Source organism: Hymenobacter actinosclerus (assembly GCF_900111515.1).
GTDB lineage: Bacteria > Bacteroidota > Bacteroidia > Cytophagales > Hymenobacteraceae > Hymenobacter > Hymenobacter actinosclerus.
This window is the reverse complement of record NZ_FOHS01000002.1, coordinates 59092-71227: the sequence shown is the minus strand read 5'-3', so window position 1 is coordinate 71227 and position 12136 is coordinate 59092. Positions and strand designations below refer to the sequence as shown.

The 12136-nt window shown below is 60.7% G+C and carries 12 protein-coding genes; 7 read left to right on the top strand and 5 right to left on the bottom strand.

From position 1 onward, the window contains the following. Positions 1-45: 45 nt before the first annotated feature. Positions 46-690, top strand: coding sequence for an alpha/beta hydrolase (locus BMY67_RS06680; RefSeq protein WP_092769785.1), 645 nt, complete (start codon positions 46-48; stop codon positions 688-690). 97 nt (positions 691-787) lie between these two features. Here BMY67_RS06680 and BMY67_RS06675 read toward each other — a convergent pair whose 3' ends face one another. From BMY67_RS06675 to BMY67_RS06660, 4 genes are all read right to left on the bottom strand, one after another. Continuing rightward, positions 788-1537, bottom strand: coding sequence for an SDR family NAD(P)-dependent oxidoreductase (locus BMY67_RS06675; RefSeq protein WP_092769783.1), 750 nt, complete (start codon positions 1535-1537; stop codon positions 788-790). A gap of 108 nt (positions 1538-1645) precedes the next feature. Next, complete coding sequence (porT, locus tag BMY67_RS06670) at positions 1646-2422, bottom strand: type IX secretion/gliding motility protein PorT/SprT (RefSeq protein WP_177189727.1); 777 nt, start codon at positions 2420-2422, stop codon at positions 1646-1648. Next, complete coding sequence (ubiE, locus tag BMY67_RS06665) at positions 2422-3150, bottom strand: bifunctional demethylmenaquinone methyltransferase/2-methoxy-6-polyprenyl-1,4-benzoquinol methylase UbiE (RefSeq protein ID WP_092769779.1); 729 nt, start codon at positions 3148-3150, stop codon at positions 2422-2424. The genes porT and ubiE overlap by 1 nt, the downstream gene beginning before the upstream one ends. A gap of 132 nt (positions 3151-3282) precedes the next feature. Then, the gene (locus BMY67_RS06660; protein WP_245744935.1) at positions 3283-5505 is read right to left on the bottom strand and encodes an OmpA family protein; all 2223 of its coding nucleotides are present in this window, start codon (positions 5503-5505) and stop codon (positions 3283-3285) included. Positions 5506-5988: 483 nt separating this feature from the next. On the opposite strand from BMY67_RS06660, the gene yihA reads away from it, so the two are divergent. The 3 genes from yihA to BMY67_RS06645 all read left to right on the top strand — a co-directional run bounded on the left by yihA (position 5989) and on the right by BMY67_RS06645 (position 7835). After that, complete coding sequence (gene yihA / locus BMY67_RS06655; RefSeq protein WP_092769775.1) at positions 5989-6609, top strand: ribosome biogenesis GTP-binding protein YihA/YsxC; 621 nt, start codon at positions 5989-5991, stop codon at positions 6607-6609. Between the two features lie 84 nt (positions 6610-6693). Then, positions 6694-7095 carry an energy transducer TonB gene (locus BMY67_RS06650; protein WP_092769773.1) on the top strand — a complete coding sequence of 134 codons (402 nt, stop codon included), beginning with the start codon at positions 6694-6696 and terminating at the stop codon, positions 7093-7095. Between the two features lie 86 nt (positions 7096-7181). Next, a complete protein-coding gene (locus BMY67_RS06645) occupies positions 7182-7835 on the top strand; it encodes a DUF5606 family protein (RefSeq protein ID WP_092769771.1) in 654 nt (217 codons plus the stop codon). A gap of 88 nt (positions 7836-7923) precedes the next feature. Here the strand turns inward: BMY67_RS06645 and fbp are convergent, their stop codons facing one another. After that, a complete protein-coding gene (gene fbp / locus BMY67_RS06640; RefSeq protein ID WP_092769769.1) occupies positions 7924-8946 on the bottom strand; it encodes a class 1 fructose-bisphosphatase in 1023 nt (340 codons plus the stop codon). 147 nt (positions 8947-9093) lie between these two features. On the opposite strand from fbp, the gene BMY67_RS06635 reads away from it, so the two are divergent. The 3 genes from BMY67_RS06635 (at position 9094) to BMY67_RS06625 (ending at position 12109) form a co-directional block, all read left to right on the top strand. Then, on the top strand, positions 9094-10362 hold the full coding sequence (locus tag BMY67_RS06635; protein ID WP_092769767.1) for an aspartate kinase: 1269 nt from the start codon (positions 9094-9096) through the stop codon (positions 10360-10362). Positions 10363-10526: 164 nt separating this feature from the next. Next, positions 10527-11306: an enoyl-CoA hydratase-related protein gene (locus tag BMY67_RS06630; protein ID WP_092769765.1), complete on the top strand. Its 780-nt coding sequence runs from the start codon at positions 10527-10529 to the stop codon at positions 11304-11306. 317 nt (positions 11307-11623) lie between these two features. Then, positions 11624-12109 (top strand): Fur family transcriptional regulator, encoded by a 486-nt coding sequence (locus BMY67_RS06625; protein WP_092769763.1) that lies wholly within the window; start codon positions 11624-11626, stop codon positions 12107-12109. The last annotated feature ends 27 nt before the right edge of the window (positions 12110-12136 follow it).

Here is a 12136-nt window from a genome sequence, read left to right as displayed (position 1 = left end):
CCCGGCACATCAACTCACCAGTTCACCAGTTCACTATTTCACCTCATGGAACACCAGCTTACCGTTGCGCGCACGGCCCGTTATCAGCAGTTGGGCGAGCTATCGGGGGCTACGCGGCGGGTGTGGTTTGTGGCCCACGGCTACGGGCAGCTGGCGGCTTATTTCGTGCGGCACTTTGCCCACTTGGTAGCCGCCGATCCGCATCTGGTGGTGGTGGCCCCCGAAGGGCTGTCGCGCTTCTACCTCAACGGTACCGGCGGCCGGGTGGGGGCCACCTGGATGACCAAAGAGGACCGCCTGGCCGAAATCGACGACTACGTGGCCTACCTCAACCAGCTGGCCGCCGCCATTCTGCCCCGCGCCGCGCCCGATGCAGCCGTTACGGTGCTGGGCTTTTCGCAGGGGGCGGCCACCGTTGGCCGCTGGCTGGCCCGCGCCAACTTCCGGCCGGCGCGGCTCATCCTCTGGGCCGGTGCCTTCCCGCCCGATATGGATTTTTCGGTAGCCACTCACCTGCTGCGCCACCTGCCCGTTACGCTCGTCTGCGGCACCAACGACGAGTTTATCAAGGACGAGGACCTGCGGAAGCAGCGGGAGTTCCTGCGCCGACTGGGCGTTGAGCCCACGTTGCTGCGCTTTGCCGGCACCCACACCCTCGACCGCGAAACCCTGACGGCGCTGGCAGGCTAGAACGCTTATTCCAGCGCAAGCGAAAGCCGGACTAAAGTCACTGAACGATGGTGTCCGTTGGCCTGGTCCGGCTTCCGGCTTTGTTGGAACGACGGCTTTATTCTTTGCGGATAACCGTGGCCGCGCCTTGGGCAGCAGGCAGAATCAGAACCTCGGCAATGTTGACGTGGGCCGGGCGCGTGACCATGAAGGCCAGCAGATCGGCCACATCTTCGGCGCGCAGGGCCTCATAGCCCTGGTACACGCCGGCGGCCCGCTCGGTATCGCCTTTAAAGCGCACCTGCGAAAACTCGGTTTCCACGGCCCCGGGGTTCACCTCGGCCACCCGGATATGGTGGGGCAGCAAATCGAGGCGCATGCCTTTGGTAAGGGCCGCTACGGCCGCTTTCGAGGCGCAGTACACGTTGCCGTTGGCGTAGGTTTCGTGGCCCGCAATGGAGCCGATGTTGATGATATGGCCGGTGTTGCGGCGCGTCATGGCCGGCAGCACAGCCCGGCTCACATAAAGCAGGCCCTTGACGTTGCCATCCAGCATGGCGTCCCAGTCATCGGGGTTGCCCTGCTGAATGGGGGCCAGCCCGTGGGCGTTGCCGGCGTTGTTGATGAGAACATCCACATCGGCAAATTCGGCTGGCAGGCTGGCTACGGCGGCCTCTACGGCGGCCCGGTCGCGCACATCGAACGTGAGCAGGTGCGTGGGCACCTGGTCGCCCAACTCGCGGGCCAGTTCCTGCAGGCGCTCCAGCCGCCGGCCCGTCAGCACCAGCTGAAAGCCCGCCCGGCCCAGCGCCACGGCCGCCGCCCACCCGATACCCGACGAAGCGCCGGTAATAAATGCAGTTTTCATTCTTGAGAAGCTAGAAGTTAGGAGCCGCAAGCTACAGGCTGCAAGCTTTCTTTAGTCAGGTTACCAGCAAAAGCTTGCAGCCTGTAGCTTGCGGCTTGCAGCTCTAAATTACCGCCCCGACCAGATGTTGAGGTAGAGCGTAACGGTATTGCTTTTCATGCTCTGCAGGCTGCGGCTGTACACGTCGTTGGTGCTGGGCACATACAGGTTTTTCAGGCCGTTGGAGAAACGCAGCTCGGGCGAAAACTTGAAGAACGGATAGAACAGGTCGAGCCCCACGCCGTACTCGATGGCAAAGTCGGAGTCGGCGGCCTGCAACAGATTCACGTCGGGATTTTTGCGGCTGCCCCCGATGTTCAGGCTCGGCTTCACGCCCGCAATCAGGTACACCCGCGTATTACGCCGGCGCTCCGATTTCAGCTTGAACATTATCGGGAAATCAACCTGCGTGCTGCCGATTTCCTGGTCCTCAATCTTCTCGGGGTCGTTGGGGTACTGTACCGCGTTCTGCACGTAGCCCTGGTCCTTGAACTCGATGCGCCGGGTCAGAAAGCTCACGCCGGGTGCGAAGGTGAGCGCCCCGTAATTACCCAGCCGCAAATCACCCAGGAAGCCCACCGAAAAGCCCGGGCTGATTATCGAGTTGGCCGACACGTGCTCCTGCCTGGGGTAGCCGGGGGCCTGCTCGATCAGGTAGCGCGAGAAGTTGGGCGCCACGTACAGGCCCAGGTGCAGCGCCCGGTCGTCGTAGCCCACCAGGTTGTCGGAAGTAATCGACTTCACCTGGCCACCGCGGCCGACTTTGGCCCGGCTGCGGCTGGTTTTCTGGGCTAGCGTGCTTAGTGGCAGGGCCAGCACGGCAGCGGCCAGCAGCGTGCAGCGCATTATTTTTGCGCCGTGTAGATGGAGCTGATGCCGAAGGTAAGGGGTTGCCATGCGGGAGAGTTGAAGCCGACTTTACGCAGAATCGCCAAAAATTCCGGGCCGTCCGGGAAAGCCTGCACCGACTCGGGCAGGTAAGTATAGGCGGCGCGGTCTTTGGAAATCAGCTTGCCGAAAACCGGCAGAATGTTCTTGAAATAGAAGTTGTAAGCCTGCTTCATGGGGAAGGCCGTGGGCTTGGAAAACTCCAGTACCACCAGCTTGCCGCCCGGGCGCAGTACCCGTTGCATTTCGGCCAGGCCCTTTTCCAGGTTGGCGAAGTTGCGCACGCCGAACGAGGCCGTCACGGCATCGAACGAGTTGTCTTCGAAGGGCAGGCTTTCCGAGTCGCCCAGCTCCAGCCGGATGCGGTGGCCCAGGCCCTTGGCGGCCAGCTTCCGCCGGCCTACCTCCAGCATACCTTCCGAAATATCCACGCCCGTTACCTGGGCGTCGGGCGTGGCGGCCCGTAGGGTTTCGATGGCAAAATCGGCCGTGCCGGTGGCAATATCGAGAATGCGGGCCGGGCGCAGCTGCCGCAGTTCATCCACGGCCTTGCGGCGCCAGTAAATATCGGTGCCCGCACTCAGGAAGTGGTTGAGGAAGTCGTACTTGCCGGCGATGCTGTTGAACATCTGGGCAACCTGCGACTTCTTGTCGGCGGCGTCATCTTTGTAAGGTACTACGGACATGGCTCGTGGAGCAAGGAACGGCGAAGGGGCGGGCAAAATTGCCTCATTACAACGGCTTTTGCCCAATTATGTTAAAAAAAGGCGGGCCGGGCATACAGCCCGGCCCGCCCGTTTCATCCTGAAAACCGTCGGTTAGTCGTTGTCGGTCTTCACTTTAACCTTGTTGCCTTCGGCGTCTTTGGCCTTGGCATCAATGGTTCCGTCCTTGGTTACGGTCTTGCTTTTCTCGTCGTTCGGGCCTTTGGTTTTCACCTTCACCTTGTCGCTGTCCTCGTCCACCTTGGTTTTCACCTTGGTGCCGTCTTCCAGCTTCACCTTGCTCTTGCCGGGCTGCAGCGGTACGGTTGGCGTAGTGCCCATGCCCATGTTGTCGCCGGTGCCGGTGCTGCCCGAGGGCTTCGGCGCAGGAGCCGGACGGTTCATTTTCGGCATGCCTTCGCCTTCCTTCACAATCACGCGGAAGTCGGTGCGGCGGTTAAGCTGCATGTTCTCCGGCGAATCGTTGGGGGCTACCGGGCGACGCTCGCCGTAGCTTACCGTTACCATGCGGGTTTCGGCAATACCGGCCTTCTTCAGGTAATTGTAGGCCACGTTGGCGCGGTTCTGGCCGAGCACCATGTTGTACTCGTCGGTGTTGCGCGAGTCGGTGTTGCCTTCAATCGAGATGTTGATGCCGGGGTTGGCGGCCAGCAGCTGGCTCACCTTGTTCAGCTCCACAATCGACTCGGGCCGCAGCGTGTACTTGTCGGTGTCGAAGTAAATCGGGTTGATGTTGGCCATGTTGGCCGCCGTCGTATCGATGTAGTTGACGTAGAAGTTCTTCTCGATGACCGTCGAGTCGTTGGTCGAGATGGGAACGGCAAACTCCTGGGTTTCGATGTTCTTACCATCCTTACTCACGGCCACCTGGTAGGTACGGCCCGAAAGCACGCTTACCTGGTACTCGCCCGTGAGGGGCTTGCTTACATCACGGTAGCTCAGGGCCGTTTTGTCGGCCTGGGTGCCACTGAACACCAGCTCGGCACCCGGAATGGCGCTGCTGTCCTGCATGGCCAGCACGCGGCCCCGGATGGTAGCGTTCTTGATGTAGTTGATGGTGTAGATGTCCTTCTCCCCGTAGCCGCCAATGCGGTACGACGACAGGTAGGCGTACGAGCCGTCGGGGCTCAAACGGTAGTAGGTATCGTCGTCGGGCGTGTTGATGGGGTAACCCATGTTCTCGGGCCGGCCCCACTTACGGCCAATCGAATCGTACTCCGACTTGAAGATGTCGTAGCCGCCCATGGTGTTATGGCCCCGCGAGGAGAAGTACAGCGTCTTGCCGTCGCGGCTCAGGTACGGGCTGTCGTCGTCGTAAGGCGTATTGATAGCGTTACCAATCGTCTTGGCCGGGCCCCAGTCGCCGCCGGGTACGCGGGTCGAGAAGTAGATATCAAGCGTGCCGTCCTCCGAGTACTTGGCCGTCGAGAAGTAAATCGTCAGGCCATCGGGCGTGATGTAGGCATCCGATTCGAAGGCCGACGTGTTGATGTTTTTATTCAGGCGCTTGGGCTCGGTCCAGTCGTTGCCGCTTTTCTCCGCGTACAGAATGTCGCCATTCTCGTCGTTGCGGTACATGAGCAGTTTGGTGTCGTTGTCGAACACCTGAATCGAGGCATCGTGGCCTTTGCCGTTGAGCACGCCGCTCAGCGAACGGGGCTTGTCCCAGTTCTCGTCGTCGATGCGGCGGGCTTCGTAAATGTTCTCATAGTACTGGCCGTCGGCAGCCAGCTTCTTGCTGTCTTTGCCTTCGGCGGCCTGCAGTGCCCCCACGCCGCTCATGTTGTCGGAGCGCGAGGTGAAGAGCAGTACTTTATCGTCGTTGGAAATAACGGGGCTGTGCTCCGACCACTGGGTGTTGATAGTCGGGCCCAGGTTCTTAACGAAGATGTCCTTGGGGCTGTTGAACTGCACCTTGGCGTTCTTGCTGTGCTGGATCAGCTGCGCCAGCTCACGCTTGCGCGAGTCCTTGGTTTTGAGCGTAGCGTTGTAGGCCTGGAAGTGGCTGATAGCCTCGTCGAAGTTGTAGTTGAGGTGGTCAACCCGGCCAAGCCAGTACTCCACGTCCTTGGCTACATTCTTCTTCAGGCGCTGCGCCTTGTAGATATAGTCGCTGGCCTTCTCTTTGTCAAAGGACATATAGGCAATACCCGCCCGGAACAGCGCCTGGGCGTTGTTGGGGTCTTTGGCCAGCACCTGCTCATAGTAAGGCAACGAAGCCCGGTAGTTTTCCTGACCGAAAAACTTGTTAGCCGTTTTCAGTTGCTGTCGGGTGCTTTGAGCCAGGGCAGGCTGGGCCATAGCAGTCGTGAGCATGACAGCGCACGAGGCTTTTAATAACCTTCTGACTAAGTTGTCCATTGAGGAGGGATTAGGGAAACGAGGGGTTGCAAGGGAGAAAGTATCGACCGCCAATTACGAAAAGGTCTTTTACGGGTTGCCCCTTATACTGAAAACCGGTAGTAGAGTTGAGAAATAGTGCCCAAAAAAGACACCACAAGCAGTTAGTAACCGCTCGGGTCAGGTTTATTTCGCTCCGCCAGATACCAGACTTTCATGTTAGCGGGCAAAGATATAAATTTTATAATACAGCCTTGGTCTCATCCAATCTCAAGGAAATAAGGCAATAGCGCACAATCAGGTTGGTCAGGCCCGGTAGGTTTACACACTGTTTTGGGGCCGGGGAATGCGCAAATATAGGGCACCCTTGTAAACTACAAGGTTTTTCTTCAAAAAATGATGGGCCCGCCCGGCCCGCCCGGAATATTTATCTTTGTCCTTTCCAATTAATTGCCCCAGATGCTTATTCAGGACGCCAGATTTTTAACGAGCAACTCGCGGGTCGAAGAATGCCCCGCCCCCACGCTGCCCGAGTATGCCTTCATTGGCCGCTCCAACGTGGGCAAGTCGTCGCTCATTAATATGCTCACCAACCAGAAAGGACTGGCCAAAACCTCGTCGCAGCCTGGCAAAACCCAGCTTATCAACCATTTCCTTATTAATGAGGCGTGGTACCTGGTCGATTTACCGGGTTATGGCTACGCCAAAATCAGCAAGGATGCCCGGGCCAAATGGGCGCGCATGATCAACTTCTACCTGCGCCAGCGCCCCAACCTGACCTGCGTGATGGTACTGCTCGACTCGCGCCATGCCCCGCAGGCGGCCGACCTGGAATTCATGGAGCAGCTCGGCACCGAGGGCGTGCCCTTTGTGATGGTGTTCACCAAAGCCGACAAGCAGTCGTCGTCGCGTACGAGCCAGAATGTGGTGCAGTACCTGGAAAAAATGCGCGAAACCTGGGACGAGCTGCCCCTGCATTTTGTTACGTCGGCCGAAGAGAAGAACGGTCGCGACGAGTTGCTGGGCTTTGTGGCCGATACCAATCAGCGCATGGCTACCCAGGCCGGGGCCGACGCCTAAGCTGGCCTCGTTCTTGCAGGCTGCCTCGCCCGTTGCCATAACCGCATCCCTTCCTTTTTCAACTCAATCTTGTTTCTTTTGAAGATGAACAACGCCTTTTTCCTGTTCGGCCTTGGTGGCCTGCTGGCCTTCTCGGCCGCCCCGGCCCTGGCCCAGACGGCCAGCCCGGCCCCGGCCGCGGCCGACGCTGCCCACTCGGGTAAAACCATTCCGGTGGCCGAGTACTACGAGGGCGGCCAGGATGCAATGTATGCCTTCATCAACCAGGAGCTCAAGTACCCCATAATGGCCCGGCGCAACCGTATCCAGGGCCAGTGCATCGTCAGCTTCACGCTCAATACCGATGGCACGCTCTCGGGCATCAAGCTGGTGAAGCAGATTGGCGGCGGCTGCGGCGACGAGGCCCTGCGGCTGGTGAAGCTGCTCAAGTTCAACAAGCCCGACTACGCCGTGCTGACCAGCCTGCCCATCACGTTCAAGCTGTAGCCGGTTTCAAGCCGTACCCAGCCGCGCGGCCGGCCCGTTCGCGGGCGTTGCGTACCTTCGCCTCTTCAACCACTGCTTTTTTTGCTATGCCCTACGACCTGAAGGAAATTGCCGCCATCAGCGGAATGCCCGGTCTGTACCGCCTCGTGCGCCCCACCCGCGCCGGCGTTATCATCGAAGCCCTCAACGACAAGGGCAGCCGCTCGGTAGCCGCCGCCCAGAACAAGGTGTCGCTGCTCCAGGAAATTTCCATCTATACCCAGGATTACGACCAGACGGTGCCCCTGACGGAAGTATTCGACCGCATTCATCAGCAGCACGGCGCCGAGCTGGGCCTGAGCAACAAGTCGAACGACCAGGAGCTGGTGAGCTTCATGGAAGGTATCATCCCGGATTACGACCGCGAGCGGGTGTACCTGTCCGATATCAAGAAGCTGGTGCAGTGGTACAACATTGTAAGCCAGCGCCTCGAATACCAGGCCCCGGCCACTGAGGAGGATAAGGCAACGGAGAATGAAGCAGCCGGGCAGGCCGCCGACAAGGCCCCGGCCCTTCCTGTTGCCGCCGACACTTCGCCCAAGAAAAAAAGCACCAAAAAGGCCGCTCAGCCCGCCGCTGATGAAGCCATGAGCACGGCCGGCATCATTCCGGCCACGGCCGAGGACAACGCCGCCGGCAACCCCGAGGCCCAGCCGGCCAAACCTGCCAAGAAAGCGCCGGCCAAGAAAAAGGCCGAGTAGTCTCAGCAAACACTCTCCACAAAAAAGCGCCGGCGACCCAATGGGCCGCCGGCGCTTTTTTGTGGTTTTCGGGGTCTTCTGGGGTTATCTATTCGGCTTCGGCCGTCTTCATTTCGGCGGCCAGAAACTCCTCGGCCTTCTCTACCATCTCGGTCGAGCCGATGAATACCGGGCAACGCTGGTGCAGCTCGGTAGGCTCCAGCTCCAGGGTACGGCGGTGGCCGTTGCTCGACTTGCCGCCGGCCTGCTCCACAATAAAGGCCAGCGGGTTGCACTCGTACATGAGCCGCAGCTTGCCGTTGGGCACTTTGCTGGTGCCAGGGTACATATAAATGCCGCCCTTGAGCAGGTTGCGGTGGAAATCGGCCACCAGCGAGCCGATGTAGCGGGCCGAGTAATTCTGCTCCTTGCAGTGGGCTACATATTTCTTCATGCCCTCGGAGAAATACTCCGACGTGCCCTCATTCACGGAGTACACGCTGCCCGTGGCGGGGGTCTGAATGTTGGGGTGCGAGAGGAAGAACTCGCCCAGCGAAGGCTCGTAGGTGAAGCCGTTCACGCCGTTGCCGGTCGTGTACACCATCATGGTGCTGGAGCCGTAAATTACGTAGCCGGCCGCCACCTGGTGGGTGCCGGTCTGCATGCAGTCCTGGGCCGTGCCCTCGGTGCCGGTGGGCGATACGCGGCGGTAGATGCTGAAAATCGTGCCGATGCTTACGTTGACATCGATGTTGCTGGAGCCGTCGAGCGGATCGATGGCCACCACGTACTTGCCCTGCACGTTGCCCGTCTGAATCATTTCCTCATCCTCTTCCGAGATGATGGTACACACCTCGCCACCGTTGCGCAGGGCCCGGATGAAGCGAATGTTGGCAATCACGTCGAGCTTCTGCTGCTCTTCGCCCTGCACGTTGCGGTTGCCGTAGGCGCCGGCCACGTCAATCAGGCCCGAGCGGTTGATTTCGCGGTTAACGATTTTGGAGGCCAGCGCGAAATCGCGCAGCAGCTGGCTTAGCTCGCCGGTGGCGTAGGGGAAATCCTCCTGCTTGCGCATGATGAAGCGGTCGAGGGTGGTGCCGACGGGCAGCGCGAGCTTGTCGTGATTGTCCATTAGAAGATGTGGGAAGATGAGATTCGGGGGGAAAGCTCAAAAGTAACCAATTCGGGCCGGCCAAAGCGAATCTTCGCTCGGCTTTTCGCGGCGGCATTGGCGGGGCGGGCGGGCGCGAAGCCGCGCTTCGGCCCTACATTTGGGCCCATGCACGAGTTGAGTCAGCTGAAAGTTTACAAATTTGGCGGGGCCTCGGTGAAGGACGCCGCCGCTATTCGCAACCTGGGCCGCATTGTGGCCGAGCACGGCCGGCCGGGCCCGCTGGTAGTAGTGGTATCGGCGATGGGCAAAACCACCAACGCCCTGGAGGCCCTGTTGCAACTGGCCCACACCGGCCAGCCCTACGCCACCGAGCTGGGGGCACTGAGCAGTTTCCACGCGGCCGTGGCAACCGAATTGGGCCTGCCAGCGGCCGAGTTGCTGCGGGAGTTGCTGGGCGAACTGGAAAGCCGGCTGGTTGCCGCCGCCAACGTTGCTCCTTCTGGTCTGGACCAGCATTACGACCAAGTGGTAAGCTTCGGCGAGCTGCTGGCCACGCGCATTGTGGCCGCGTTTCTGCGGGCCCGCTGGCTCGACTGCCGCCCGCTTATCCGCACCGACGAAACCTGGCGCGAGGGCCGCCTCGACTGGTCCGCCACCGAAGCCGCATTGCAGGCCGCTTTGCCGCTGGCGGAACTGACGCAGGGTCCGCCGGTGGTGACGCAGGGTTTTATCGGCGGCACGGCCGGCGGCCTCACCACCACGCTGGGCCGTGAGGGCTCCGACTTTACGGCCGCCATTCTCGCCTACTGCCTGGGGGCCGAGTCGGTTACCATCTGGAAAGACGTGGCCGGTTTGCTGAACGCCGACCCCAAAATCTTCCCCGATACAGTGCGTTACCCGGAAATCAGCTACCAGGAAACCATCGAAATGGCCTACTATGGGGCCTCGGTCATTCACCCCAAAACCATCAAGCCGCTGGCCGTGCGCGGTATTCCGCTGCTGGTGAAGTCGTTTCTGGCCCCCACGGCCGAGGGCACGCGCATCCACGACTGCCGCCACGGGCTGCTGGTGCCCGCCCTCATCCGCAAAACCGACCAGTGCCTGGTGTCCTTCGAGTCGAAGGAGCTGGACTTTATTTCGGAGGAAAACCTGGAGGTTATTTTTGGAGTGCTGGCCCAGGTGCGGCTGAAAATCCGGCTCATGCAGAACTCGGCCATCAGCTTCTCGGTGTGCCTGGATTTTCTGCCCGACCGCCTCGAACAGCTGCTGGCGCGGCTGCGCGGGCAGTTCACCATCCATTACAATACCGGCCTGGAGCTCTACACCATCAAAAACTACGACACTGCCAGCCTGCAACGCCTCACGGCCGGCCGCGAGCTGCTGCTGGAACAGCGCACCCGCCAGACGTTCCAGTTCGTGTGCCGGGCGGGGTAAGAGGAAGTAAAAAACCGGAGAAGCGCCTGTCATCCTGAGCGCAGCGAAGGACCTACTTACGGTAGCACGAGTTGTTGTAGCGTCTGTGTCACCGTAAGAAGGTCCTTCGCTCCGCTCAGGATGACAGTATATTTGCCCTTGTTAGTACTCCAGAATCTTTCCTTATGACTCCCGAATTCATTCTCGTAACGCCCCAGGCGCGGCCCCAGGTGGCCCTGATTCAGCTCAACCGGCCCAAGGAGCTCAACGCCCTCAACCTGCAACTGATGCAGGAAGTGGCCGCCGCCCTCCAGCAGCTCGACCAGGACCCCGAGGTGCGCGTTATCGTGCTCACGGGCAACGAGCGGGCCTTCGCCGCCGGCGCCGACATCAAGCAGATGGCCGGCCGCACGGCCATCGACATGCTGCTGATTGACCAGTTCAGCATCTGGGACCAGATCCGGCGCACCACCAAACCGCTGATAGCGGCCGTGTCGGGCTTTGCGCTGGGCGGCGGCTGCGAGCTGTGCATGACCTGCGACATGATTGTGGCTTCGGAAACGGCCAGGTTCGGGCAGCCGGAAATCCGCATTGGCACAATGCCGGGCGCGGGCGGCACCCAGCGCCTGACGCGCGCCATTGGTAAGGCGCGGGCCATGGAAATGGTGCTCACCGGCGAGCCCATGAGCGCCGACGAAGCGGCCCGCCACGGCCTCGTGAACCGCGTGGTGCCCGTGGGCCAGTACCTGGAGGAAGCTTTCCGGCTGGCTGCGAGCATCGCCAAAATGTCGCCGGTAGCGGCCCGCCTGGCCAAGGAATCCGTCAACCGCGCTTTTGAAACCCACCTGGATGAGGGCCTGCACTTCGAGCGCAAGAACTTCTACATGACCTTCGCCTCCGAAGACCAGAAGGAAGGCATGGCCGCCTTTGTGGAAAAGCGCCCGGCGGAGTTCAAGGGGCGGTAATTGGGTGAGGAGGTGATGGGGGGATGGAGTGATGGGGCGGGAAAAGAGACGGGTCATTGCGAGCGGAGCGAAGCAATCCGTTTGTACAAAATGACAAGCCCCGAGAAGCGCAAAGTCTCTAACGCCAGCACTGACGCCAGGACCTGACGCATTACGAGGCTCAGCACGTTGCTCCCCCGGATTGCTTCGCTTCGCTCGCAATGACACTACATTCCCTCCTCACCTTATTACCCCATCACCCCATTACCCCCGCAGATGAAACAATTTTCCCTTCGCAACGCTTATAGCTCTATCTTTGCGGAGAATCATTCTTATCTGTGTCCATTCACCCCCATCATCAACCGGCTCCCACGCCCGAGCAACTCCAGCAGCAACTGGCCGAGGCTGGGTTGCGGGCCACCCGCCAGCGGCTCCTGATTCTGGAGAGTCTGCTGGTGCTGCCCGGCCACCCCACGGCCGAGCAGGTGCACCAACGCGTTACGGGGCAGCTGCCGTCGGTTTCGCTGGGCACCGTGTACAAGGCGCTCGATTCGTTCGTGGCGGCCGGCCTTACCCGCCGGGTGGCCTCAGCCGAGGGCTCGCGCCGCCGCTACGACGCCGACTGCACCGAGCATCACCACTTGGTATGCGCCGATACGCAGGAAATCATCGACTACTGCGACCCGCAGCTGGATGAGCTCATCCGGGGCTTTTTTGCGGCCAAAGGGTTGCCGGGCTTCCAGGCCCACTCCTTCTCGCTGCACGTAACCGGCAGCCGCGTGGCCGACCCGCCCACCGCCGATTCGGCCCAGCAGTCGGCCTGACGGCTGGTGCCGGCGCGGGTCTTTTCA